Source organism: Geodermatophilus sp. SYSU D00525, from assembly GCF_054050475.1.
Window position 1 is genome coordinate 64748 of record NZ_JBJGZK010000004.1, and the last position, 23727, is coordinate 88474.

Here is a 23727-nt window from a genome sequence, read left to right on the forward strand (position 1 = left end):
GCGGGATACGCACTCTGACGTATTCCGCCTGTCGCGGCGGAGGTGCAGCGTCGTCGTCCCCGGGTGTGCCACGCCCGGGACCGGCGCCTCAGGGGCGGCACGGCCGCACCCGGAGAGGGGCTCCCGATGACCGTGCCCGTCCACCACCCGGCCGGCGCGTGGGCCGCCACGCACCGCATGCTCATCGCCGTCATCGCCGTCCTCATGGCGGCCGCCGTCACCGTGGGCATCGTCCTGCTCGTGCAGCTGAGCAGCGACGAGCCCGTGACCGGGACGACGCCCCCGGCCGAACCCGCCGTCGAGGACACCGGCGGGGTCCCGCCCTCCGTGGAGGTCTGCGGCAACCTGGAGTCGGTGGCCGCCGCGCTGCTCTGCTGAGCGGCGCCCGGGCCCGCCGTCCGTGGGGACGGCGGGCCCGAGGGGTCAGTGCCCGGGGACCGTACGGCCGCTGCCGTCGTCCTCGGGGTCCTGCCGGTCCGGCGGGGCCTCGACGACGATGGGGCGCAGCCGCGACCACAGCGCGAACGCGGCCGCGAACACGATCATGGCCAGGCCCGCCCACAGGTTGGCGTTGACGTCACCGGTCTTCTCCTGCTCGGCCGGCGAGTTCCCGAACAGGCCCGCGAGGACCAGCACGACGCCGTAGAAGCCGATGAGTGCGGCGATGACGTTGCGGACGTCGAACGCGCCCGCCTGGTGCGCCGGAGCGCCGGAGCGCGAGGTGCTGCTGCTCATGACCGGACTCCTGCCGTCAGCGGAAGATGACATTGAGGATGATGACCATCACCAGCGAGATGCCGGCGAGCTTGGTCGGCGACTGGTACCAGGGCAGCCGGTGCGCGTCGGGGTCGGTCCGCTGCTCCTTCGGGGTCTCGGAGTAGACGAGCCCGGCGAGCTGGGCCACCGGCTTGGGCGCGGTGACCTGGCTGACCACGACGCTGACCACGATGTCGACGAGGAACGCGGCGCTCGCGGCGACGAAGCTCGCGCCCTGGCCGCTGATGGGGAGCACACCCAGCGACGCCGCCCCGAACGCGTCCTCGCTGAGGAAGGCGACGGTGACCGCGGCCAGCGTCCCGGACACCAGGCCCGCCCAGCCGGCCGTCGCCGTCATCCGCTTCCAGAACATGCCGAGGATGAACGTGGCGAACAGCGGGGCGTTGAAGAAGCCGAACAGCGTCTGCAGGTAGTCCATCAGGTTCGTGTAGCCCGACGCGATGATCGCCGTCCCGATGGCGGCCACGGTGGCGCCGACGGTCGCCCACCGGCCCACGACCAGGTAGTAGTGGTCGGGCCGGTCCTTCTTCACGTACTGCTGCCACAGGTCGTAGCTGAAGACCGTGTTGAAGGCGGAGATGTTGGCCGCCATGCCGGCCATGAAGGCCGCCAGCAGGCCGGCGAGCGCGACACCGAGCAGGCCGTTGGGCAGGGTGTCGCGGATCAGCATGAGCAGCGCGTTGTTGTAGTCGAACTCCGCGTCGGCGGTGGCCCGGGCCTCGATGACCTCCGGCACCAGGACCGTGGCGATGATGCCCGGGACCACCACGATGAACGGCACGAACATCTTCGGGAAGGACCCGATGACCGGCGTGCTGCGCGCCGCGGACATCGACTTGGTCGCCATGGCCCGCTGGACCTCGACGAAGTTCGTCGTCCAGTAGCCGAACGACAGCACGAACCCGAGGCCGAAGACGATGCCGATGACCGACAGGACCGGGTTCTCGATGCCGGAGAGCTCCGTGGCCGGCCACGAGCTGAGCTCCTCGGCGCGTCCGGCGTCGGTGACCTTGTCGACCAGACCGCCGACGCCGCCGACGCGGTGCAGGCCGATGAGGGTCAGCGGCAGCAGCGCGGCGACGATGACGAAGAACTGCAGGACCTCGTTGTAGATCGCCGCCGACAGCCCGCCGAGGGTGATGTAGCTGAGCACCACGGCCGCCGCGACGATCAGCGACACCCACAGCGGCCAGCCGAGCAGGGCGTTGACGATCGTGGCGAGCAGGAACAGGTTGATGCCGGCGATGAGGATCTGCGCGGTGGCGAAGCTGAGCGCGTTGACCAGGTGGGCGCCGGTGCCGAACCGGCGGCGCATGAACTCCGGGACGCTGCGGACCTTCGACCCGTAGTAGAAGGGCATCATCACCACGCCCAGGAACAGCATGGCCGGGACCGCGCCGATCCAGAAGTAGTGCACGGTGCTCATGCCGTACTGCGCGCCGTTGGCCGACATGCCGACGATCTCGACCGCGCCCAGGTTGGCGGAGATGAACGCCAGGCCGGTGATCCAGGCGGGCAGCGAGCGGCCCGACAGGAAGAAGTCCAGGCTGTCGGACACCCGCCGGCGGGCGGCGGCGCCGATCATCAGCACGACGGCGAAGTAGACGGCCACCAGCAGGTAGTCGACGAACCCCGCGTCCAGTCTCAGGTCGTCCACTCGGGCCTCCCTCGGGTCAGGTCAGGACAGGCGGCGGGCCCCCGCGGAGGGGACCACGACGTAGGAACGGGTGGCGCCGGCGCGCCCGGTGACGGCGGCGGCGACGTCGTCGACGGCCGCGGCGTCGACGAGCGCGACCGCGCTCCCGCCGAAGCCGCCGCCCACCATGCGCGCACCGTGCGCCCCGGCGGCCAGCGCCGTCTCGACGATCGCGTCGAGCTCGGGCACCGACACCTCGAAGTCGTCGCGCAGCGAGGCGTGCCCGGCGGTGAGCACCGGGCCGACCTCCCGCGGGTCGCCGCCGGCCCGCAGCAGGCCGACGACCTCCGCGACGCGGGCGTCCTCGGTGACCACGTGGCGGGCCCGGCGCAGCAGCAGCGCGCCGCGCCCGGTGCCGTCGTCCAGCGGCGCGAGGGCGTCGACGCCGGGCGCCTCGCAGAGCAGGCCGACGGCCAGCCGCCGGGCGGCCTCCTCGCACTCGCGGCGCCGGTCGCCGTAGCCGCCGTCGGCGTGGCTGTGGGTGGTGCCCGAGTCGACCACCAGCAGCGCCAGGCCCGCCGCCTCGAGGTCGAGGGGCACCTGCTCGCTGCCGCGGTCGCGGGTGTCCAGGTGCAGCGCGTGCCCGGCGGTGCACAGCACCGACGCGGACTGGTCGAGGATCCCGGTGGGCGCGCCGACGAAGTCGTTCTCGGCCCGCCGGGCGACGTCGACCAGCTCGTCCGGGCCGAGATCCAGGTCCAGCAGGTCGCGCAGGGCCACGGCGACGGCGCACTCCAGCGCCGCCGACGACGACAGCCCCGCGCCGGCCGGGACGTCGCCGTCGACCAGCAGGCTCAGGCCCCCGGGCACCGCCTCGCGCAGCTGGTGGACGACGCCGGCCGGGTAGCCGGCCCAGCCCCCCGGGGTGCCCGGCTCGAGGTCGGCGACCGCGACGTCGGCGTCCGCGCCGGGGTGCTGGGCGGAGACGAGGACGAGCCGGCCGTCGTCGCGGCGGGCGACCGCGGCCCGGGTGGTGTGCGGCAGGGCGACCGGCAGCACGTGCCCGCCGTTGTAGTCGGTGTGCTCGCCGATGACGTTGACCCGCCCGGGCGCGGCCCAGACGCCCTCGGGCGCGGCGCCGAACCGCTCGGTGAACGCGGCGACGGCGCGGGCCGCGGCCTCCTCGTCGGTGGGCAGCCCACTCACGGGACCACCACGTTCCGCAGCTGCTCGGCGACGTCCTCGGGGTTGGTGTCGGTGATGAACGCGCCCATCCCCGACTCCGAGCCCGCCAGGTACTTGAGCTTGCCCGGCGCGCGGCGCAGCGAGAACAGCTGCAGGTGCAGCCACCAGTCCTCCCGCCCGGTGCGCACCGGCGCCTGGTTCCACGCGGCGATGTAGGGCATCGGGGTGTCCATGCGGTGCGCGAAGCGGCCGAGGACGTCGAGGTAGACCTCGGCCAGCGCGTCCCGCTGCGCGTCGTCGAGGGCGGGCAGGTCGGGCACCCGGCGGGTGGGGAACAGCTGCACCTCGTAGGGCCAGCGCGCCGCGGCCGGGACGAAGGCCACCCAGTGCTCGTTCGCCGCCACCACCCGCGGCCCGGTGCGCTCGGACTCCACGACCTCGGCGAACAGGTCCCCGCCGGTCTCCTCGCGGTGCCGGCGCACCGAGGCGAGCACCTTCTCCACCCGCGGGGTCACGAACGGGTAGGCGTAGATCTGCCCGTGGGGGTGCGACAGCGTCACCCCGATCTCCTCGCCGGAGTTCTCGAAGCAGAAGACCTGCTCGACGCCGTCGATGCCACCGAGCTCCGCGGTGCGGTCGGCCCAGACGTCGATCACCAGCCGCGCGCGGTCGCGGCCCAGCCCGGCGAAGTGCTGGTCGTGGTCGCTGGTGAACAGCACCACCTCGCAGCGGCCGAACCCGGGGCGCAGCTCGGCCAGCGGGGCCCCGGGCGCGGTGGGCGGCACGTCGCGGTCGACCGCGGTCGACAGCGACGGGAAGCGGTTCTCGAAGACGGCGACCTGGTAGTCGGCCTCGGGCACCTCGGTGGGCCGGCCGGGCCGCGACGGGCACAGCGGGCACTGGTCGGCCGGCGGCAGGAAGGTGCGCGTCTGCCGGTGGGCGGCGATCACGACCCACTCGCCGAGCAGCGCGTCCCGGCGCAGCTGCGAGTGGGTGCCGACGGGCGGCAGGTCGCGGGTGTCCTCGGCGACGCGGGCGGGCGTGCCGTCCGCGTCGAAGTAGACGATCTCGCGGCCGTCGGCCAGCCGTCGACTGGTCCGGATCACCAGGTCCGCCTCCGTTCCCGGCCCGGGATGGGGCCCTGGGAACGCTACGTCCGCTCGCGATCATGGGCCACTCGGGGGCCGGGAACGGCGCAGGGCCCCCGGCCGGGTGGCCGGGGGCCCTGCTGCGCTGTAGCCCCGAAGGGATTCGAACCCTCGCTACCGCCGTGAGAGGGCGGCGTCCTGGACCGCTAGACGACGGGGCCGGACGAGATCCATCCTGCCACGCCCCGCACCGGCACCCGCGACCGGGTCCGGGCGACCGGCCCTGGGAACGGCGAGAGCCCCCGGTCGGTGACCGGGGGCTCTCGCTGCGCTGTAGCCCCGAAGGGATTCGAACCCTCGCTACCGCCGTGAGAGGGCGGCGTCCTGGGCCGCTAGACGACGGGGCCGTGCGGTGGTGCGGGTCGTGCTGTTGAGGAGGTGGTGCTTCCTCGCTGGGGTACCAGGACTCGAACCTAGACTAACGGAGCCAGAATCCGTCGGGCTGCCAATTACCCCATACCCCAAGGTGTTGGCGGGCACCTCGCGGCGCCGGGGAAGACGATACCCGACGTTCCCGGAGCCCGTGTCACCACCCCCCGGTCCGCGGGTCGACGGCCGGGACGCGCAGGTCCAGCGCCCCGGTCAGGGTCTCGAACCGCAGCCGGCGGCGGGAGGCGGCCACGAGCGCGACGTAGGCGCCCATCGACACGAGCGTGACCAGCAGGTACAGCAGCCCGACCCCGGCCGGGACCTCCTCCGTGGCGACGTCCTCGCCCAGGGTCCCGGCCAGGAGGAACACCAGCACGTTGTTGACCGCGTGCAGCACGATCGCCGCCTCGAGGCCGCCGGTGAGGAAGACCACTGCCGAGGCGGCCAGCCCGAAGGCGAACCGGTCGAGGAAGGTGACGACGTCGCCCGGCGCGTGGGCCAGCGAGAACAGCGCGGCGGTGACCACCGCGGCCACCACGGCGCCGGCGCGCGGGTCGCGGATCCAGCCGGCGATCGCCTGGCTCAGGTAGCCGCGGAAGACGTACTCCTCGGCCGCCGACTGCAGCGGCGTGGTGAGGACCACGACCAGCAGCAGCCAGGCCAGATCGTCGACCGGGCCGGTGACCTCGCCGTCGTCGAACAGGTAGCCGAGGGCGACCGACAGCGCGATGCCGACGCCGAGGGTGCCCAGCGCCCGGAGGGTGAGCGGCGCGAACAGCCGCCAGCGCAGCCGGGCGAGCACCGACGACGACCACCCCGGCGCCATGCCGTGGGCGGCCACCCACGCCAGCCAGACGATGGGGATCGCGACGATCAGCGAGAGGTTGGTGAGCAGCAGCACGCCGGGGTCGACCAGGTCGAGCAGCTGCAGGTCCGGCGTGACGCCGGTGAGCAGCACGGCGAGGACCACGACGAACGCCGCGACCCCGTAGGCGACGGTGAACAGCAGCAGGCCCAGCACCGGCCGCCACCAGCCCCAGTCCCGCGCGCGCATCGCAAGCAGGTAGGGCTGCGGCACGTCGTGCGGCGGCGTCCCGGGCGGCGGGGCCAGCGCGACGCCGGGAGGGAGGGGCGCGGACGGGAACGGGGCGTGCGGGTGGGGACCGGGCGGGAACGGGCCGTGCGGGAGGGGGCCGGGCGGGAACGGGCCGTGCCCGGCCGGGCCGTGCGGTCCCGGCGGCAGCGCCACGGGACCCAGCGGCCAGGGCACCGGCCCGGCCCCTCCTCCCCCGGCCGGCGCCCACGGAGCCGCCCCGTACGGCGTGCCCGGGACCTGCGGCGGCGCCCCGTACGGGCCGGTGGGCGGCGGGCCGGTGTAGGGCTCGTCCTCCGGGGCCGGCGGGCGGTCCGGGGGCGGCGGTCCCCAGGGCGGGACGGTCACCCCGCCGTGTCCCCCGTCGTGCCCCCCGTCGCCGCGCGGGCCGCCGCCAGCCGGGCCAGCGTGCGCTCGCGGCCGAGCAGCTCGATCGACTCGTACAGCGGCGGGGACACCGTGCGGCCGCTCACCGCCACCCGCACCGGCCCGAACGCCTGCCGCGGCTTGCGGCCCAGGCCCTCGACCAGCGCGGCCTTGAGCGCCTGCTCGATGCCGGCGGCGCTCCAGTCGGCCAGGTCGCGCAGCGCGCCGGCCGCCGCGTCGAGCACCGCGCCGTCGTCGGGGCGCAGGTTCTTGGCCGCCGCGGCCGGGTCGACGGCCACCTCCTCGGTGAAGAGGAAGCCGAGCAGGCCGACGGCGTCGGAGAGGACGACCGTCCGCTCCTGCGCCATCGGGGCGATCGCGCGCAGCACCCGGTCCTGCTCGGCCGTCGGCGGGTCGGTGACCAGCCCGGCGCCGGCGAGGAAGGGCACCACGCGGGCGACGTACTCCTCCACCGGCAGCTCGCGGACGTGGGTGGCGTTGATCGCCTCGGCCTTCCTGACGTCGAAGCGGGCCGGGTTGGCGCTGACCCGGGTGACGTCGAAGGCCTCGACCATCTCGGCGGTGGAGAACACGTCGCGGTCCTCGGCGATCGACCAGCCCAGCAGCGCCAGGTAGTTGGCGAACCCCTCGGGCAGGAAACCGCGCTCGCGGTACACGTCGACGTTGGACTGCGGGTCGCGCTTGGACAGCTTCTTGTTGCCCTCGCCGGTGACGTAGGGCAGGTGGCCGAAGCGCGGGGTGCCGGCGGCGACCCCGACGTCCTGCAGGGCTGCGTAGAGCGCGAGCTGGCGGGGGGTCGAGGGCAGCAGGTCCTCGCCGCGCAGCACGTCGGTGATGCCCATGAGGGCGTCGTCGACGGGGTTCACGAACGGGTAGAGCGGCGCGCCGTTGGCCCGGACGACGACGAAGTCGGGCACGGATCCCGCGGCGAAGCGCACCTCGCCGCGGACCAGGTCGGTCCAGGACAGGTCCTCGTCGGGCATCCGCAGCCGCAGCACCGGCTCGCGGCCCTCGGCGCGGAAGGCGGTCTTCTGCGCGTCGGTGAGGAACCGGTCGGCGTTGTCGTAGCCGAGCTTGGGGTCCTGCCCGGCGGCCAGGCGCCGCGCCTCGACCTCCTCGTTGGTGGAGAAGGACTCGTAGAGGTGCCCCGCCGCGAGCAGCTTCTGCGCCACCTCGCGGTAGACCTCGGAGCGCTCCGACTGCCGGTAGGGGCCGTGCGGGCCGCCGACCTCGGGGCCCTCGTCCCAGTCCAGGCCCAGCCAGCGCAGGCAGTCGAGCAGGTGCCGGTAGGACTCCTCGGAGTCGCGGGCGGCGTCGGTGTCCTCGATGCGGAAGACGAACGTGCCGCCGGTGTGCCGCGCGTGCGCCCAGTTGAACAGCGCGGTGCGCAGCAGGCCGACGTGCACCATGCCCGTCGGCGAGGGGCAGAACCGGGTGCGCACGCCCGTCATCGCGCGCCGCCCGCGGTGGAGGCGGTGTCGGCGCCGCTGACCGTGTTGGCCAGGGAGCCCAGGCCCTCGATCGAGCACTCGACCCGCTGGCCGGGCCGGATCGGCCCGACCCCGGCCGGGGTGCCGGTGAGGACGACGTCGCCGGGGAGCAGCGTCATCACCTGCGAGATGTAGGAGACCAGCGTCGGGACGTCGAACAGCAGCTGGCTGGTGCGCCCGGCCTGCCGCGGCTCGCCGTCGACGGTACAGGTGATCTCCAGGTCGGCCGGGTCCTTGGCCAGGCCCCGCAGGTCGGTCTCGATCCACGGGCCCAGCGGGCAGAACGAGTCGAAGCCCTTCGCGCGGGTCCACTGCCCGTCGGCCTTCTGCATGTCCCGCTCGGTGACGTCGTTGGCGATCGTGTAGCCGAAGACGCTGCCCGGGACCTGCTCGGGCGTCAGGTTGCGCGCGCCGCGGGCGCCGATGACGACGGCGAGCTCGACCTCGTGGTGCACGTTGGTGCTGCCGGCCGGGATGCGGATGGCGTCGCCGGGGCCGATGACCGACGTCGAGGGCTTGAGGAACAGCAGCGGCCGCTCCGGGGCGTCGCCGGTGTTCATCTCCTTCACGTGGTCGGCGTAGTTCTTGCCGACGCAGACGACCTTGCTCGGCAGGATCGGCGAGAGCAGCCGGACGTCGGCCTGGGCGAACCGCTGGCCGGTGAAGGAGATGGTCCCGAACGGGTGGCCCTCGATCTGGGCGACCTGGCCGTCGCCGTCGAGGACGCCGAAGGACATGCCCGAGGGCGAGGCGAAGCGGACGATGCGCACGCCGTCGAGGCTACTGACCCCGCGCGTCCCCGCCGCCCGCCCTACGGTGACCGGGTGGCCTGCCGCCTGAGCGAGATCGTCGTCGACAGCCGGGACCCCGAGACGCTCGCCGCCTGGTGGGCGGAGGTGCTGGGCTACCGGGTGCTCGGCCGCGACGACGACGGGGCGGTGGAGATCGGCCCGGAGGCCGGTTTCGGCGGCGCGGCCCCCACGCTGGTGTTCGCCCCGGTGGCCGAGCCCGACCCCGGCAAGCCGCGGCTGCACCTGGACGTCAACGCCACCGACCGCGACCAGGACGCCGAGCTCCAGCGCCTGCTGGACCTCGGCGCCACCCGGGCCGACGTCGGGCAGACCGGGGAGGAGAGCTGGCACGTGCTCGCCGATCCCGAGGGCAATCCCTTCTGCCTGCTGCGCCGCCGGCTCGACCCGCTGTGACACTGTCGTCCTCCGGACGACACCGCGGCCAGGGAGCGGCCCCGATCGGGCGGAGCCCAGGCGGCCGCTCCTGCGCGGAGCCCTCCGGGCCCCACTCGGACCGACCAGAGGAGTGCTCGTGATCCTGATCGTCATCAAGTTCCCCGTCCGGCCCGACAAGATCGAGGAGTTCCGGGCCCACGCGGACGAGTACGCCGCGGCGGTGAACGCCGAGGAGGGCAGCCTGTTCTTCGAGTGGTCCCGCAGCGTGCTGGACCCCAACACCTTCGTCTGCATCGAGGGCTTCCTGGACGCCGACGCCGGCGCCTCGCACGTGGCCACCCCGCACGCCAAGGCCGCCTTCGACTGGATGTCGGAGCTCGTGGCCGAGCAGCCGCAGATCATCTACGTCGACGAGCCGTCGGTCCCCGGCTTCGGCCCGATGGGCGAGGTCGAGCCGAGGCGCTGACGCCCGCCTCCGGAGGGGCGGCGACGCCCCCTCCGGAGGCCCGGTGGTTGACCCCGGCGCGGCGCCGGCGCGACAGTGACCGGGTGACCCGCGCGCTCGCGGTGCTGACCTTGCTGGCGCTGCTCACCGTCGCGGTCGAGGCCACCGACGACCCCCACCCGCTGCTCGCCGTCGCCCTCGGGACGACGTACGCGGCGCACAGCCTGGTGGCGCTGCCGTGGCTGTCCCGGCAGCCGGCCCCGCGCCGGTACTGGCTGACCGCCGGGCACGTCTGCCTGCAGCTGCCGCTCGGCGTCCTGCTGTTCGGCGCGGCGCACGCCGGCGTCGGGGCGACCCTCCTGCTGCTGGTGCTGGTGGCCCAGTGCGTGCTGCTGCTCCCCCTGCCCGCCGCCGCGGCGGTGACGCTGGTCGTGCCGCTGGTGCACCTCGGGATGGGGTGGGCCGACTTCGCCCGCAACGCGCTCGGGCTGCTCGGCGCCGCGGTGTTCACCGCCGTCGTGACCGCCCTGCTGCAGCAGGCCCAGCGGGCCCGGGCGGAGCTCGCCGAGGCCAACGAGCTGCTGCGCGGGTACGCCGCCCAGGCCGCGGAGCTCGCCACCACGCGCGAGCGCAACCGGCTGGCCCGCGACATCCACGACGGGCTCGGCCACCACCTGACCGTCGTCCAGATGCAGGTGCAGGCAGCCCGCGCGGTGCTGCCGACCGACCCCGCGCGCGCCGACGAGGTGCTCGCGAAGGCGCAGTCCCAGGCGAGCGAGGCGCTGGCCGAGGTGCGCCGGTCGGTGGCGACGCTGCGGGCGCCGGTCTCCCGCCCGCCGCTGCGCGTGGCGCTGGAGACGCTGACCGGCGAGGCGGCGGCCGCGGGGCTGCCCGCCACGCTCGAGGTCACCGGGCCCGAGCGCCCGCTGCCGGAGGAGACCGAGGAGTCGCTGTTCCGGTCGGCGCAGGAGGGGCTGACCAACGTGCGCAAGCACGCCGGCGCCACCTGTGCCCGGGTGACGCTGGCCTACGGCGGGGACGGCACCGTGCGGCTGGCGGTCCGCGACGACGGCCGCGGCCTCCCCGACACCGTCGACGACCGGCCGACCTTCGGCCTGCTCGGGCTGCGCGAGCGCGCCGCCCGGGTGGGCGGCCGGGTCACCGTCGGGCCGTGCGGGGGTGCGGGCACCGAGCTGCTGGTCGAGGTGCCCGGGTGAGCGCCGTCCGCGTGCTCGTCGTCGACGACCAGGCGCTGTTCCGGGAGGCGCTGGTCACCCTGCTCGGCGCGCGGCCGGAGGTCGAGGTCGCCGGCGAGGCCGGGGACGGGCACGAGGCGCTGGAGCGGGCGGCGGCCGTGCGTCCCGACGTCGTCCTCATGGACCTGCACATGCCGGTCCTCGACGGGATCGGCGCGACCCGCCGGCTGCGGGTGGAGCAGCCGCACGTCCGCGTGCTGGCGCTGACCACCTTCGACGACGACGAGGACGTCTTCGCCGCGCTCCGCGCCGGCGCGCTGGGCTACCTGCTCAAGGACGTCTCCTCCGACCGGCTGGTCGAGGCGGTCCTGTCGGCCGCCCGCGGCGAGTCGGTGCTGCAGCCGTCGGTCGCGGCGAAGGTGGTGGCCCGCTTCGCCCAGCTGGACGACGGCCCCCGGTCCCGGCCGCAGCCGCTGGTCGTCCCGCTGTCCGACCGCGAGCTCGACGTGCTCCGGCTGCTGGCCGAGGGCCGCAGCAACCGGGAGATCGCGCGGGCGCTGTACCTGGCGGAGGGCACGGTCAAGAACCACGTGACGAGCGTGCTGGGCAAGCTCGGCGCCCGGGACCGCACCCAGGCGGCGCTGCGCGCCCGCGCGCTCGACCTGGTCTGAGGCCGGTCACGCCGGACCGTGACCGGCGGCCGTGACCTCCGGCACCTGGCGGGGACGGCGCCGCGCCCGACGCTCTCCGCCATGACGACGCAGACCTCTCCCGAGCAGACCCCCACCCGCACCCGGCACACCTGGCACCTGGTCCGCCACTACCTGGAGATGGTCGTGGCGATGGTCGCCGGCATGGTGGTCCTGGGCCCGGTCGGGACCTGGCTCTGGCCGGGACTGGACGACCGCGCCGACGTCCACGCGATGGTGATGGCGACGGACATGGCGATCGGGATGGCCGCCTGGATGCGGTTCCGCCGTCACTCCTGGCCGGCGATCGCCGAGATGTCCGCGGCGATGTACATACCGTTCGTCGTGCTGCTGGTGCCGTACTGGACCGGGACCATCTCGGCGTCGGCCCTGTTCACCGCCGGGCACGTGCTGATGCTCCCGGCGATGGCGCTGGCCATGTGGTGGCGCCTCGACGAGTACCACTGACACCGTCGGCCCACCGGCCGACACCGCGGCCAGGTGCCGTCCCCGACCTGCGCTGAGCCCACCCCCGCATCCCGGTCGGGAGGCCTCCGGCCCCCGCGACCGGGATGCGGCCTAACGGTGGCGGACGGCGTAGGTCAGCGCGTCGACCAGCGCGTGCCAGGAGGCCTCGACGATGTTGTCGTGGACGCCGACGGTGGTCCACTCCCCCACCCCGTCGGTGGTGTCCACGAGCACCCGGGTGGTGGCGCTGGTGCCGCCCTTCCACCCGAGGATGCGGACCTTGTAGTCGGCCAGCGAGACGTCGGCCAGCCGCGGGTGGCGGCTGACCAGCGCCTGGCGCAGCGCGTTGTCCAGCGCGTTGACCGGGCCGTTGCCCTCGCCGGTGCTGATGATCCGCTCGCCGTCGACGTGGACCTTCACCGTCGCCTCGCTCATCACGACGCCGTTGGCCCCGTGCTCGACCGTCGTCCGGTAGCTCTCCAGCTCGAACAGCGGGGCGGGCGCGCCGGGCAGCTGCGAGCGCAGCAGCAGCTCGAAGGAGGCGTCGGCGGCCTCGAACGACCAGCCCTCGGCCTCGAGCACCTTCACCTGGTCCACCACCCGGCCGACGGCGTCGGCGTGCCCCTCGAGGTCGACGCCGAGCTCGCGGCCCTTGAGCTCCACCGAGGCGCGGCCGGCCATCTCGGTGACCAGGATGCGCATGTCGTTGCCGACGACGGCCGGGTCGAGGTGGTTGTACAGCTCCGGGCTGACCTTGATCGCGCTGGCGTGCAGGCCGGCCTTGTGCGCGAAGGCCGACGTCCCGACGTAGGGCTGGTGGTCGTCGGGGGCGATGTTGGCGAGCTCGGCGATGGCGTGGCTGACCCGCTGCAGCTCGGCCAGGCACTCCGCGGGCACCACCGGCAGGCCCATCTTGGTGACCAGGTTGGCCACCAGCGCGAAGGTGTCGGCGTTGCCGGCCCGCTCGCCGTAGCCGTTGGCGGTGCCCTGCACGTGGGTCACCCCCGCCTCGACGGCGGCCAGCGAGTTGGCGACCGCGCACCCGGTGTCGTCCTGGCAGTGGATGCCGAGCCGGCCCTCCACCCGCGACCGGACGTCGGCGACCACCCGGGCCACGCCCATCGGCAGCATCCCGCCGTTGGTGTCGCACAGGACGCCGACCTCGGCGCCGGCGCCGAACGCGGCCCGGAGCACCGCGACGCCGTAGTCGGGGTCGGCGGCGTGGCCGTCGAAGAAGTGCTCGCAGTCGAGGAACACCCGCCGGCCGTGGGCGACGAGGTACGCGACGGTGTCGGCGACCATCGCGAGGTTCTCCTCGAGCGTGGTGCGCAGCGCCTCCCGCACGTGGCGGACGTCGGACTTGGCGACCAGGCAGACCACCGGCGCGCCGGCGTCGAGCAGCGCGCGCACCTGCGGGTCGTCCTCGACGCGGACGCCGGCCCTGCGGGTGGCGCCGAACGCGACCAGCACCGCGTGCCGGAGCTTCAGCTCGGTGCGGGCGCGGGCGAAGAACTCGGTGTCCTTGGGCAGCGCCCCCGGCCAGCCGCCCTCGATGTAGCCGACGCCGATCTCGTCGAGCAGCCGGGCGACGGCGAGCTTGTCGGCGACGGAGAAGCTGATCCCCTCGCGCTGGGCGCCGTCGCGCAGCGTGGTGTCGAAGACGTGGAAGTCGCTGGTGACGGCTGGGGTGGAGGCGTCGGTGGCCACGGGTGCTCCCGGGGGTTCGACGGCGATCAGGCCCCTGACACGAGAAAGACCCCCCGGGTACGGAGGGTCTGCGCGCGGTCGGGGGTGCTGACCGCGCGCTAGGCGATGATGATCGTGCCGGACAGGTGCATCACCGCGGAGTCTAGCGCGCCGCCACCGGTCGCCGGCCCGCGTGGCACCGTCAGCGCCGGAGGAAGGACCGCAGGTCCGGCAGCAGCACAGGTGGGCGGCCGCGGGGCCACAGGGCGACGAGGTCCGCGTCGATCGGCGGGTCGAACGGCAGGGCGACCAGGCGGGGCCGGGCCCGGCGGTCGAGCTCCCCGGCCGGACACAGGCTGACACCTCGTCCCGCCTCCACCGCGTCGAGCATGGCGGCCTGGGCGTCGTCCAGGACCGGGACGTGGGTGACCGACGGCCGCCGGCCGGCCGGGTCGGTCAGGGCGGCGAGGAAGGAGTCGTAGAAGGCGCGCGTGCCCGCGGTGGGCCGGTACAGCACCAGGCACCGGCCGGTCAGGTCGGCGCGGGGCAACCGCTCCCGGCGCGCCAGCGGGTCGTCGTCGCGCACGACCCCGTGCAGCGGCACGGGGACGAGCGGCGCCCAGTCCACCGAGGTGTCGCCGTCCGGAGGCGCGGTCCACCCCACGCCGAGGTCGAGCCGTCCGGCACGGACGTCCCGGACCACGTCGTCCTGCTGCTGGATGACCAGCCGCAGCTCGACGTCGGGCCGGGAGGTCCCGAACCGCCGCAGCCGACGCACCCACGGGTCGGGACAGTGGATGTCCACGCCGAGCCGCAGCCTGGTCTGCGTGCCGCCCGCGCGGCGTGCCTCGGCGGCCGCCTGACGGGCCAGCTCCACGGCCCCGCGCGCCCCGGCGAGGAAGGCGTGCCCGGCCGGGGTCAGGTCCACGCCGTGGCTGTCCCGGTCGAACAGCCGCGTCCCGAGCTGGCGTTCCAGGCGCTGCACCTGCTGGGTGAGCGCGGACTGGGTCAGGTGCAGCCGGGCGGCGGCACGGCCGAAGTGCAGCTCCTCGGCGAGGACCACGAACGGGGGGAGGAGACGCGGGTCCGGGTCGGACACGCGGCATCCGACCACGTCCGGGGGGCGGCGATCAACCCCGCTGATCGCCGGTGGCCGCAGGTCCCATCGCCGGGTCCTGGCCCCCCGTCGCCGACGTCGGCACGCTGGTGGTGGCAGCCCGCCGTCCGCACGCCGTCGAGGGAGGAGTGGGGTCGTGGACCTGGGGTCGTTGCGCGTCAACCAACTGTCCGACGCCGGCTGGACGTGGTACCAGGAGTACCTGACCGTGCTGGACGCCTACGACCTGGAGGGCTACGCGGCCTTCCTCGCCCCGGAGGTGTCGGTGCAGTTCGGCAACGACGAGCCGCTGCGGGGACGCGACGCCGTCACGGCCGGGCTGGGCGCCTTCTGGGGCTCGGTCACCGGCCTGGGCTGGCGCCTGCTGCACGAACCGCTGAACGTCTACGGCGACGACTCCCGCTTCGTGCTGGAGGCGCTGAACCACTACGACCGCGAAGGCGGTCCCCGGGTCACCGTCCGCGCCACGGCCTGGACCGACCGCCGCGACGACGGCCTGGTGACGTCCGTCCGGCTCTACCAGGACGTCTCGCCGCTGTACGCGCCGCGGCCCTGACGTCGCGCCGACCGCGCGCGGCGGTGCCCCGCCTCACCCTGCGGGGCGCGGCCGGGCACCACACGGCGAGGTCCGGGCCGGGGTCAGCCGCCGGTCAGCCGCCTGCGAGGGCGGCCAGGCGGTCGCCGACCTCGGCGGTGCGGACCTGCGCCTGCGGGTCGCGGGTCGACAGGTCGAAGGCGACCGCGGCGTTCACCTTGCGCGCGAGGTCGGCGTGCCCGAGGTGGTCGAGCAGCAGGCCCACCGACAGCACCGTCGCCGTCGGGTCGGCGATGCCCGTGCCCGCGATGTCGGGCGCCGAGCCGTGCACGGGCTCGAACATGCTCGGGTTGGTGCCCGAGGCGTCGAGGTTGCCGCTGGCGGCCAGGCCGATGCCGCCGGTCACGGCCGCGGCGACGTCGGTGACGATGTCGCCGAAGAGGTTGTCGGTGACGATGACGTCGTAGCGGCCAGGGTCGGTGATGAAGAACATCGAGGCCGCGTCCACGTGCTGGTAGGCCACGGTGACCTCGGGGAACTCCGCCGACACCTCCTCCACCGTCCGCGACCACAGCGACCCGGCGTGGGTGAGCACGTTGGTCTTGTGGATCAGCGTGAGGTGCCGGCGCGGCCGCGCGGTCGCCCGCTCGAAGGCGTAGCGGACGACCCGCTCGACGCCGAAGGCGGTGTTGAGGCTGACCTCGGTGGCCACCTCGTGCGGGGTGTCGCGGCGCAGCACGCCGCCGTTGCCGACGTAGGGGCCCTCGGTGCCCTCGCGCACGCAGAGCATGTCGATGGTGCCGGGCTCGGCCAGCGGGCTGCGGACGCCGTCGTAGAGCTTCGCCGGGCGCAGGTTGACGTGGTGGTCGAGCTCGAAGCGCAGCCGGAGCAGCAGCCCGCGCTCGAGGATCCCCGGCGGGACGCCCGGGTCGCCGATCGCGCCGAGCAGGATCGCGTCGTGCCCGCGGAGCTCCTCGAGCACGGAGTCCGGCAGCAGCTCGCCGGTCCGCTGCCAGCGGGCGGCGCCGAGGTCGTAGGGCGTCGTCTCCAGGTCGGGGGCGACCGCGCCCAGGACCTTGAGGCCCTCGGCCACCACCTCGGGACCGATGCCGTCCCCTGCGATCACAGCCAGGCGCATGGCGACGACCCTAGGTCAGCGCGGGTCGAGGTCCGCGGAGCGGGCCTCGCGCGCCCCGATCCGGCCGGCGATGTCGCTGAGCAGGTCCGCGCCCACCGGGCTGTCGACGACGACCGCCATGAGCGCCTCGCCGCCGCGGGTGGTGCGGCTGACCTGCGCGCCGGCGATGTTGACCCCGGCCTCCCCCAGCGCCGCGCCGACGGTGCCGACGACGCCGGGCCGGTCGGTGTAGACGAAGAACAGCAGGTGGCCGGACAGGTCGAGGTCCATGTCGAAGCCGTCGACCTCGACCAGCTTGGGCACCTGGTTCTTGCCGAACAGCGTGCCGGAGACGCAGATCTCGCGGCCGTCGGCCATCGCGCCGCGCACCCGGACGAGGTTGCGGTAGTCGGGGCTGTCGAGGTCGCTGGTGAGGGTCACGTCGAGGCCGCGCTGCTGGGCCAGCAGCGGCGCGTTGACGTAGGTGACCTGTTCCTCGACGACGTCGGCGAAGACGCCCTTGATCACGGCCAGCTGCAGCACCGAGTCGTCGAACTCGGCGAGCTTGCCGCGCACCTCGACGGTGACCGACTGCGCCAGCCCGCCGGCGACGGCGGTGAAGACCGTGCCCAGCCGCTCGGCCAGCGGCAGGCCCGGCCGCACGTCCTCGGCGACGACGCCGCCGGCCTGGACGTTGACCGCGTCGGGCACGAACTCGCCCTGCAGCGCCAGGCGCACCGACTGCGCGACGGCGGTGCCGGCCTTGTCCTGCGCCTCCGTCGTCGAGGCGCCCAGGTGCGGGGTGACGACGGTGTTGGGCAGCCCGAACAGCGGGCTGTCGGTGGTGGGCTCGGTCGCGAAGACGTCGATGCCGGCGGCGCCGACCTGGCCCGAGCGCAGCGCGTCGGCGAGCGCGGCCTCGTCGACCAGCCCGCCGCGGGCGGCGTTGACGACGATCACCCCGCGCTTGGTGGTGGCCAGCTGCTCGGCGCCGATCAGCCCGAGGGTCTCCGGCGTCTTGGGCAGGTGGACGGTGATGAAGTCGGCCTCGCGGAGCAGCTCCTCCAGCGACACCATCCGCACGCCGAGCTGCGCGGCCCGGCCGGGCTGGATGTAGGGGTCGTAGGCGATGAGGGTGGTGCCGAAGGCGGCCAGCCGCTGGGCGACCAGCTGGCCGATCCGGCCCAGCCCGACGACGCCGACCACCTTGTCGGTGACCTCGACGCCCATGAACCGCGACCGCGCCCACCGGCCCTCGCGCAGCGACGCGTCGGCCGCGGGGATCTGCCGGGCGGCGGCCAGCAGCAGCGCGACGGCGTGCTCGGCGGCGCTGACGATGTTGGACGTCGGGGCGTTGACGACCATGACGCCGCGCTCGGTGGCGGCGGCGACGTCGACGTTGTCCAGGCCGATGCCGGCGCGGGCGACGACCTTGAGGTTCGGCGCGGCGGCGAGGGCCTCGGCGTCGATCCGCGTGGCGCTGCGGATCATGACCGCGGCCGCGTCGGCCAGCGCCGCGAGCAGGGCGGACCGGTCGGTGCCGTCGACGTGGCGGACCTCGACGTCACCGCCGAGGACCTCCACCACGCTCGGGGCCAGTTCCTCGGCGATCAGGACGACGGGCGCGCTCGGGGTCACGGGTCCACAGCCTAGGGACGCGGGTGGCCGGGCGGGGTCTCGCGTCCGGGTGCCCGTGATCACCGGGCGGTGACGGTACGCACCAGCCGCCACGACACCCCCGCCGCGGAGGGAGGGCCGCTTGCCCTGCCGGGTGGCCCCCCGCACGCTGGGGCGCGACGCGCCGGGACGAGCCGGCGCCTCCGGAGGAGACCATGACCGACTTCAGCAAGGACACCGGCGGGGCCTCGGCCTCCGGCCAGGGTCAGCCCCAGGACCCGTCGTACGGCCAGCAGTACGGACAGCCGGGCCAGGGCCAGCAGGGTCAGGGCCAGCAGGGTCAGGGCCAGCAGGGTCAGGGCCAGCAGGGTCAGGGGCAGCAGGGCTATGGCCAGCAGGGCTACGGCCAGACCCAGCCCTACGGCCAGCAGGGGTACGGCCAGACCCAGCCCTACGGCCAGCAGGGCTACGGCCAGCAGGGCTACGGGCAGCAGGGCTACGGGCAGCAGGGCTACGGGCAGCAGGGCTACGGGCAGGAGGGCTACGGGCAGACCCAGCCCTACGGGCAGGACTACGGCCAGTACGGGCAGGCCCAGCCCTACGGCCAGCAGTACGGGCAGTACGGCCAGGGCGGCGTGCCGGCCAAGCCCGGCGGCGTGGTGACCGCGGCGGTCCTCGGCTTCGTGCTGGGGGCGATCGGCGTCCTGATCAGCCTGCTGCTGGTCTTCGCCGGCGCCGTGGCCAGCAGCGCCGGTGACGAGCTGGACAACGAGATCCCCGGCTTCGGGTCGGTCGCCGGCGCGGTCGGCGGCGTGATCCTGGTCTTCGGCCTGGTCGCGCTGATCTGGACCGTCGTCATGATCTGGGGCTCGGTGTGGGCGCTCACCGGCCGCAGTCGGGTGATGCTCCTGGTCGGCGGCTCGATCGCCCTGGCCTTCACCCTGTTCGGCCTGATCGGCAACCTCTCCGACGCCGACACCGCCGGTGCCGGCGGGATCGTCACCAGCCTGCTGTTCTTCCTGGCCGCGCTGGCGATCGTCGTGCTGCTGTCCATGAAGCCGGCCGCGGCCTTCTTCGCGGCACACCGCGCCCGCCGCGGTCGTTGAGTCCGTCCGTGGGGGGACGCCGCGGCGGCGGACCCCCCACGGGCGCCTGCGGGCCCCCTACACTCCGCCGCCGACCGCCGACCGGGCGGAGCCACCTCCAGGAGGAAACCCGAGCATGACCAGCCCCAGCTTCGACAAGAACACGCCGCCGGGGGGTCAGCCCGGGTACGGCGCGCCCGGCGCCCAGCCCTACGGCGCGCAGCCCTACGGCCACCAGCCCTACGGCCAGCAGCCCCCCGGCAACCCGGCCCCCTACGGCGGCGGCTTCGGCGGCCCCTCCCCCTACGGCGGCGCCCCGGCCGGTCAGCGTCCCGGGCAGGTCACCGCGGCCGCGGTGATCGGCGTCGTCATCGGCGGCCTGGGCTCGCTGTTCGGCCTGCTCGCCGTCCTGGGCATCGGCGTGCTCTTCGCGCTCAGCCCGCTGCTCGGGATCATCACCCTGCTGGCGGTCGCCACGGCCGTCGTCGTGCTGGTCGGCGGCATCCAGGTGCTCACCGGCAAGTCGCCCCGGCTGCTGCTGCTCGGCAGCTACGCCTCGATCGGCATCCAGCTGCTGACGCTGGTCATCTCGCTGGCCGTCGGCGGCGGGTTCGACTTCACGGCGCTGCTCGGCTTCGTGCTGCCGGGGCTGATCGTCTTCTTCCTGCAGCAGCCGCAGTCCAAGCAGTACTTCGCCTCGCGGGGCCTGGCGTACTGACGACCTCCCCCGCACACCGAACGGCCCCCGCTGCCACCTGGCAGCGGGGGCCGTTCCGTGTGCGCGTTCAGCTCCGGGCGGCGGTGCCGGTGTAGTCGTCGGAGGCCGACACCCAGCTCATCAGGCCGCGCAGCTTGCGGCCGGTCTCCTCGATCGGGTGCGCCTCGGCCTCGGCGCGGCGGCGCTTGAAGTCGGGGGCGCCGGCGTCCTGGTCGGCGATGAACTCCGCCGCCCACGAGCCGTCCTTGATGCGGGCCAGCACGTCCTTCATCGAGTCCTTGACGTGCTGGTCGATGACCTTCGGGCCGGAGGTGTAGTCGCCGTACTCGGCGGTGTCGGACACCGACCAGCGCTGCTTGGCGATGCCGCCCTCGTACATCAGGTCGACGATCAGCTTGAGCTCGTGCAGGCACTCGAAGTAGGCGACCTCGGGCTGGTAGCCGGCCTCGGTCAGCGTCTCGAACCCGGCGGTGATCAGCGCGCTCGCGCCACCGCAGAGGACGGCCTGCTCACCGAACAGGTCGGTCTCGGTCTCCTCGGCGAAGGTGGTCTTGATGACGCCGGCACGGGTGCCGCCGATGGCCTTGGCGTAGGACAGCGCGAGCTGCAGCGCCGAGCCGCTGGCGTCCTGCTCGACGGCGACCAGGCACGGCACGCCCTTGCCGTTCTCGAACTCGCGGCGGACGAGGTGGCCGGGGCCCTTGGGGGCGACCATCGCGACGTCGACGCCGGCGGGGGGCTTGACGTAGCCGAACCGGATGTTGAAGCCGTGACCGAAGAACAGGGCGTCGCCGTCCTGCAGGTTGGGCTCGATCGACTCGCTGTACAGCGTCCGCTGCACGTGGTCGGGCGCCAGGACCATGATCAGGTCGGCCTCGGCGGCGGCGTCGGCCGGGGTGACCACCCGGAGGCCCTCGGCCTCGGCCTTGGCCCTGCTCCTGCTGCCCTCGGGCAGGCCGACGCGGACGTCCACCCCGGAGTCCCGCAGCGACAGGGCGTGCGCGTGCCCCTGGCTGCCGTAGCCGATGACGGCGACGGTGCGCCCCTGGATGATCGACAGGTCGGCGTCGTCGTCGTAGAAGATCTCGGCCATGCGGTACGTGCTCCTTCGGTTGTTCTCGTGCGGGGAGTGCGGGGACTAGGCGCTGCGGTCGACCGGGCGCAAGCTACCGGCGCCGCTCATCGAGCGCGGCCCCCGGCCGAGGGCCACGGTGCCCGACTGCGCCATCTCCTTGATCCCCAGCGGGGCGAGGACGGCGAGCAGGGCCTGCAGCTTGTCCGGGGTGCCCGTGGCCTCGAGGGTCACGGTGTCGGTGTTGACGTCGACGACGCGGGCGCGGAAGAGCTCCGCGGTCTGCAGCACCGTCGTCCGCTCGGCCAGCGGCGCGCGGACCTTGACCAGCAGCAGCTCGCGCTGGACCGCGGCGCCGCCGTCGAGCTCGACGATCTTGATGACCTCGACGAGCTTGTTGAGCTGCTTGGTCACCTGCTCCAGCGGCGCGGACTCGGCGTCGACGACGATCGTCATCCGCGACAGGTCGGGGTTCTCGGTCGGCCCGACGGCCAGCGACTCGATGTTGAACGCGCGCCGGCTGAACAGCGCCGAGACGCGGGCCAGCACACCGGCCTTGTTCTCGACCAGGACGGACAGGGTGTGGCGGGTCATCTCCGGGGGCTCCTTACACCTGGTCGTCGCCGAAGACCGGGCGCAGGTCGCGCGCGGCGAGGATGTCGTCGTTGCTCGCGCCCGCGGCGACCATCGGCCACACCTGGGCGTCGGCGCCGACGACGAAGTCGATGACCACCGGCGCGTCGGTGATCGCCATGGCCTTCTCGATGACGGCGTCGACGTCGTCCTTGGACTCGCAGCGCAGGCCGACGCAGCCCAGCGCCTCGGCCAGCATCACGAAGTCGGGGATGCGCACCGGCTTGGGCCGGCCCTCGTCGTCCACCGGGTGCAGCTTGGTGTTGGAGTAGCGGCCCTCGTAGAACAGGGTCTGCCACTGCCGGACCATGCCGAGGTTGCCGTTGTTGATGACGGCGACCTTGACCGGGATGCCCTCGATGGCGCAGGTGGCCAGCTCCTGGTTGGTCATCTGGAAGCAGCCGTCGCCGTCGATGGCCCAGACGGTGGTCTCCGGGCGGCCGTACTTGGCGCCCATGGCCGCGGGGACGGCGTAGCCCATCGTCCCGAGGCCGCCGCTGTTGAGCCAGGTGCCCGGCTTCTCGTACCGGATGAACTGCGCGGCCCACATCTGGTGCTGGCCGACGCCCGAGGCGTAGATCGCGTCCGGGCCGGCGATCGCGCCGAGCCGCTCGATGACGTACTGCGGCGACAGCGCGCCGTCCTCGGGCCAGTCGTAGCCCAGCGGGTAGCGCTGCCGCCAGTCGTCGAGCTGGGCCCACCAGGCGGTGAGGTCGGGCGTGCGGCCGGCGGCGTGCTCGGCGCGCAGCGCGGTCACCAGCTCGGTGATCGTCTCCTTCGCGTCGCCGACGATCGGCACGTCGGCCTTGCGGTTCTTGCCGATCTCGGCGGGGTCGATGTCGGCGTGGACCACCAGCGCGCCGGGCGCGAAGGTCGACAGCTGGCCGGTCACCCGGTCGTCGAAGCGGGCGCCGAGGGCGACGAGGACGTCGGCCTTCTGCAGGGCGGTGACCGCGGCGACGGTGCCGTGCATGCCGGGCATGCCCAGGTGCTGCGGCGAGCTGTCGGGGAAGGCGCCGCGCGCCATGAGGGTGGTGACGACCGGCGCCCCGGTGAGCTCGGCCAGCTCGGCGAGCTCCTCGGTGGCGCGGGCCTTGAGCACCCCGCCGCCGACGTAGAGGACCGGCCGGCGGGCCCCGGCGATCAGCGCGGCGGCCTCGCGGACCTGCTTGCCGTGCGGGCGGGTGGTCGGCTTGTAGCCGGGCAGCTCCAGCCGCGGCGGCCAGGAGAAGTCGGTGGTCGCCTGCAGGACGTCCTTGGGGACGTCGACCAGGACCGGGCCGGGGCGGCCGGTGGCGGCGAGGTGGAAGGCCTCGGCGATCCGCTGCGGGATCTCCGCCGGGTCGGTGACCAGGAAGTTGTGCTTGGTGATCGGCATCGTGATGCCGCGGATGTCGGCCTCCTGGAAGGCGTCGGTCCCGATCGCGCCGCTGGGCACCTGGCCGGTGATCGCGACGATCGGAACCGAGTCCATGTAGGCGTCGGCCAGCGGGGTGACCAGGTTGGTCGCGCCCGGGCCGGAGGTGGCCATGCAGACGCCGACCCGGCCGGTGGCCTGCGCGTACCCGGTGGCCGCGTGCCCGGCGCCCTGCTCGTGCCGGACGAGGACGTGCCGCACGCGCGAGTCGAACAGCGGGTCGTAGGCCGGCAGGATCGCGCCGCCCGGGATGCCGAACACGACGTCGACGCCCACGGCCTCGAGGGAGCGGACCAGGCTCTGCGCGCCGGTGATGCCGGTCGCGGGCTCGGCGGCGGACTCGGCGATCGAGCGGGCCGTCGTCTCGACACCGGTGAGGGCCGCGGCGGCCTCTCGGGTGGCGGACTCGCTCGGGGTGCTGGTCATGCGGGGCGTCTCCTGTGCCGGACGGGCGGGACGGGCGTGCGGGTTCCGGGTGTCTGCTCCGGGCGCGGGAGGGTCCCGGCTGTCCGCCGGGCCGGCCCCGCCCCGGGCCTCGTGCCAACAAAAAACCCCTCGTGCCGCGGGCACAGAGGGGCGTAGCGCGTCGGTCGGGCGACCGGCGCGCTAGGCGACTACGAGGAGCAGGCAGGCGGAGGGCACGCGGACACTGTGCGCCTC

The 23727-nt window shown here is 74.2% G+C and carries 23 protein-coding genes and 3 tRNA genes; 9 read left to right on the top strand and 17 right to left on the bottom strand.

The features are described from left to right. Positions 1-126: 126 nt before the first annotated feature. Entirely contained in the window at positions 127-378 is a 252-nt protein-coding gene (locus tag ACI796_RS05255; RefSeq protein WP_456940186.1) for a hypothetical protein, read from the top strand. Between the two features lie 45 nt (positions 379-423). Here ACI796_RS05255 and ACI796_RS05260 read toward each other — a convergent pair whose 3' ends face one another. The 10 genes from ACI796_RS05260 to ACI796_RS05305 all read right to left on the bottom strand — a co-directional run bounded on the left by ACI796_RS05260 (position 424) and on the right by ACI796_RS05305 (position 8855). Further along, positions 424-735 (bottom strand): hypothetical protein, encoded by a 312-nt coding sequence (locus ACI796_RS05260; RefSeq protein WP_456940187.1) that lies wholly within the window; start codon positions 733-735, stop codon positions 424-426. Positions 736-751: 16 nt separating this feature from the next. Then, positions 752-2434 (bottom strand): sodium:solute symporter family protein, encoded by a 1683-nt coding sequence (locus ACI796_RS05265; RefSeq protein ID WP_456940188.1) that lies wholly within the window; start codon positions 2432-2434, stop codon positions 752-754. Between the two features lie 21 nt (positions 2435-2455). Further along, positions 2456-3619: a galactokinase gene (gene galK, locus ACI796_RS05270; RefSeq protein WP_456940189.1), complete on the bottom strand. Its 1164-nt coding sequence runs from the start codon at positions 3617-3619 to the stop codon at positions 2456-2458. Next, entirely contained in the window at positions 3616-4704 is a 1089-nt protein-coding gene (galT, locus tag ACI796_RS05275; RefSeq protein WP_456940190.1) for a galactose-1-phosphate uridylyltransferase, read from the bottom strand. Before galT ends, galK begins: the two co-directional genes overlap by 4 nt. A 130-nt stretch (positions 4705-4834) precedes the next feature. Next, a tRNA-Glu gene (locus tag ACI796_RS05280) sits at positions 4835-4907 on the bottom strand. 113 nt (positions 4908-5020) lie between these two features. Next, a tRNA-Glu gene (locus tag ACI796_RS05285) sits at positions 5021-5093 on the bottom strand. Between the two features lie 45 nt (positions 5094-5138). After that, positions 5139-5210: transfer RNA gene (locus ACI796_RS05290), tRNA-Gln, on the bottom strand. A 62-nt stretch (positions 5211-5272) separates the two neighbouring features. Next, the gene (locus ACI796_RS05295; RefSeq protein WP_456940191.1) at positions 5273-6385 is read right to left on the bottom strand and encodes a CPBP family intramembrane glutamic endopeptidase; all 1113 of its coding nucleotides are present in this window, start codon (positions 6383-6385) and stop codon (positions 5273-5275) included. 167 nt (positions 6386-6552) lie between these two features. Further along, complete coding sequence (gene gltX, locus ACI796_RS05300; RefSeq protein ID WP_456940192.1) at positions 6553-8046, bottom strand: glutamate--tRNA ligase; 1494 nt, start codon at positions 8044-8046, stop codon at positions 6553-6555. Further along, positions 8043-8855 carry a fumarylacetoacetate hydrolase family protein gene (locus tag ACI796_RS05305; protein ID WP_456940193.1) on the bottom strand — a complete coding sequence of 271 codons (813 nt, stop codon included), beginning with the start codon at positions 8853-8855 and terminating at the stop codon, positions 8043-8045. Before ACI796_RS05305 ends, gltX begins: the two co-directional genes overlap by 4 nt. Before the next feature lie 54 nt (positions 8856-8909). Between ACI796_RS05305 and ACI796_RS05310 the strand changes: the two genes are divergently transcribed. The 5 genes from ACI796_RS05310 to ACI796_RS05330 all read left to right on the top strand — a co-directional run bounded on the left by ACI796_RS05310 (position 8910) and on the right by ACI796_RS05330 (position 12070). Further along, positions 8910-9290, top strand: a complete 381-nt coding sequence (locus tag ACI796_RS05310) for a VOC family protein (RefSeq protein ID WP_456940194.1) — start codon at positions 8910-8912, stop codon at positions 9288-9290. Between the two features lie 118 nt (positions 9291-9408). Next, positions 9409-9738: a putative quinol monooxygenase gene (locus tag ACI796_RS05315; RefSeq protein ID WP_456940195.1), complete on the top strand. Its 330-nt coding sequence runs from the start codon at positions 9409-9411 to the stop codon at positions 9736-9738. An 83-nt stretch (positions 9739-9821) separates the two neighbouring features. After that, entirely contained in the window at positions 9822-10934 is a 1113-nt protein-coding gene (locus tag ACI796_RS05320; RefSeq protein ID WP_456940196.1) for a sensor histidine kinase, read from the top strand. After that, entirely contained in the window at positions 10931-11584 is a 654-nt protein-coding gene (locus tag ACI796_RS05325) for a response regulator (RefSeq protein WP_456940197.1), read from the top strand. The genes ACI796_RS05320 and ACI796_RS05325 overlap by 4 nt, the downstream gene beginning before the upstream one ends. Before the next feature lie 81 nt (positions 11585-11665). Further along, positions 11666-12070 carry a hypothetical protein gene (locus ACI796_RS05330; protein ID WP_456940198.1) on the top strand — a complete coding sequence of 135 codons (405 nt, stop codon included), beginning with the start codon at positions 11666-11668 and terminating at the stop codon, positions 12068-12070. Positions 12071-12181: 111 nt separating this feature from the next. On the opposite strand, the gene cimA is transcribed toward ACI796_RS05330, so the two are convergent. Continuing rightward, positions 12182-13777, bottom strand: coding sequence for a citramalate synthase (cimA, locus tag ACI796_RS05335; protein WP_456940199.1), 1596 nt, complete (start codon positions 13775-13777; stop codon positions 12182-12184). A gap of 181 nt (positions 13778-13958) precedes the next feature. Then, complete coding sequence (locus tag ACI796_RS05340; protein WP_456940200.1) at positions 13959-14855, bottom strand: LysR family transcriptional regulator; 897 nt, start codon at positions 14853-14855, stop codon at positions 13959-13961. Between the two features lie 154 nt (positions 14856-15009). Here ACI796_RS05340 and ACI796_RS05345 point away from each other — a divergent pair, with 154 nt between their 5' ends. Continuing rightward, complete coding sequence (locus tag ACI796_RS05345; RefSeq protein ID WP_456940201.1) at positions 15010-15429, top strand: nuclear transport factor 2 family protein; 420 nt, start codon at positions 15010-15012, stop codon at positions 15427-15429. A 94-nt stretch (positions 15430-15523) separates the two neighbouring features. On the opposite strand, the gene ACI796_RS05350 is transcribed toward ACI796_RS05345, so the two are convergent. Both ACI796_RS05350 and serA read right to left on the bottom strand, forming a co-directional pair. Next, entirely contained in the window at positions 15524-16546 is a 1023-nt protein-coding gene (locus ACI796_RS05350) for a 3-isopropylmalate dehydrogenase (RefSeq protein ID WP_456940202.1), read from the bottom strand. A gap of 15 nt (positions 16547-16561) precedes the next feature. Continuing rightward, positions 16562-18163 (bottom strand): phosphoglycerate dehydrogenase, encoded by a 1602-nt coding sequence (gene serA / locus ACI796_RS05355; protein WP_456940203.1) that lies wholly within the window; start codon positions 18161-18163, stop codon positions 16562-16564. A 194-nt stretch (positions 18164-18357) separates the two neighbouring features. Between serA and ACI796_RS05360 the strand changes: the two genes are divergently transcribed. Both ACI796_RS05360 and ACI796_RS05365 read left to right on the top strand, forming a co-directional pair. Beyond that, positions 18358-19248 (top strand): hypothetical protein, encoded by an 891-nt coding sequence (locus ACI796_RS05360; RefSeq protein ID WP_456940204.1) that lies wholly within the window; start codon positions 18358-18360, stop codon positions 19246-19248. Positions 19249-19363: 115 nt separating this feature from the next. After that, positions 19364-19945 (top strand): hypothetical protein, encoded by a 582-nt coding sequence (locus ACI796_RS05365; RefSeq protein ID WP_456940205.1) that lies wholly within the window; start codon positions 19364-19366, stop codon positions 19943-19945. A gap of 67 nt (positions 19946-20012) precedes the next feature. Here the strand turns inward: ACI796_RS05365 and ilvC are convergent, their stop codons facing one another. From ilvC to ACI796_RS05380, 3 genes are read right to left on the bottom strand one after another with little or no spacing between them, the layout of a single operon-like run. Beyond that, on the bottom strand, positions 20013-21038 hold the full coding sequence (ilvC, locus tag ACI796_RS05370; RefSeq protein ID WP_456940206.1) for a ketol-acid reductoisomerase: 1026 nt from the start codon (positions 21036-21038) through the stop codon (positions 20013-20015). A gap of 45 nt (positions 21039-21083) precedes the next feature. After that, entirely contained in the window at positions 21084-21611 is a 528-nt protein-coding gene (ilvN, locus tag ACI796_RS05375; RefSeq protein ID WP_456940207.1) for an acetolactate synthase small subunit, read from the bottom strand. 13 nt (positions 21612-21624) lie between these two features. Next, a complete protein-coding gene (locus tag ACI796_RS05380; protein WP_456940208.1) occupies positions 21625-23493 on the bottom strand; it encodes an acetolactate synthase large subunit in 1869 nt (622 codons plus the stop codon). Positions 23494-23727: the final 234 nt, after the last annotated feature.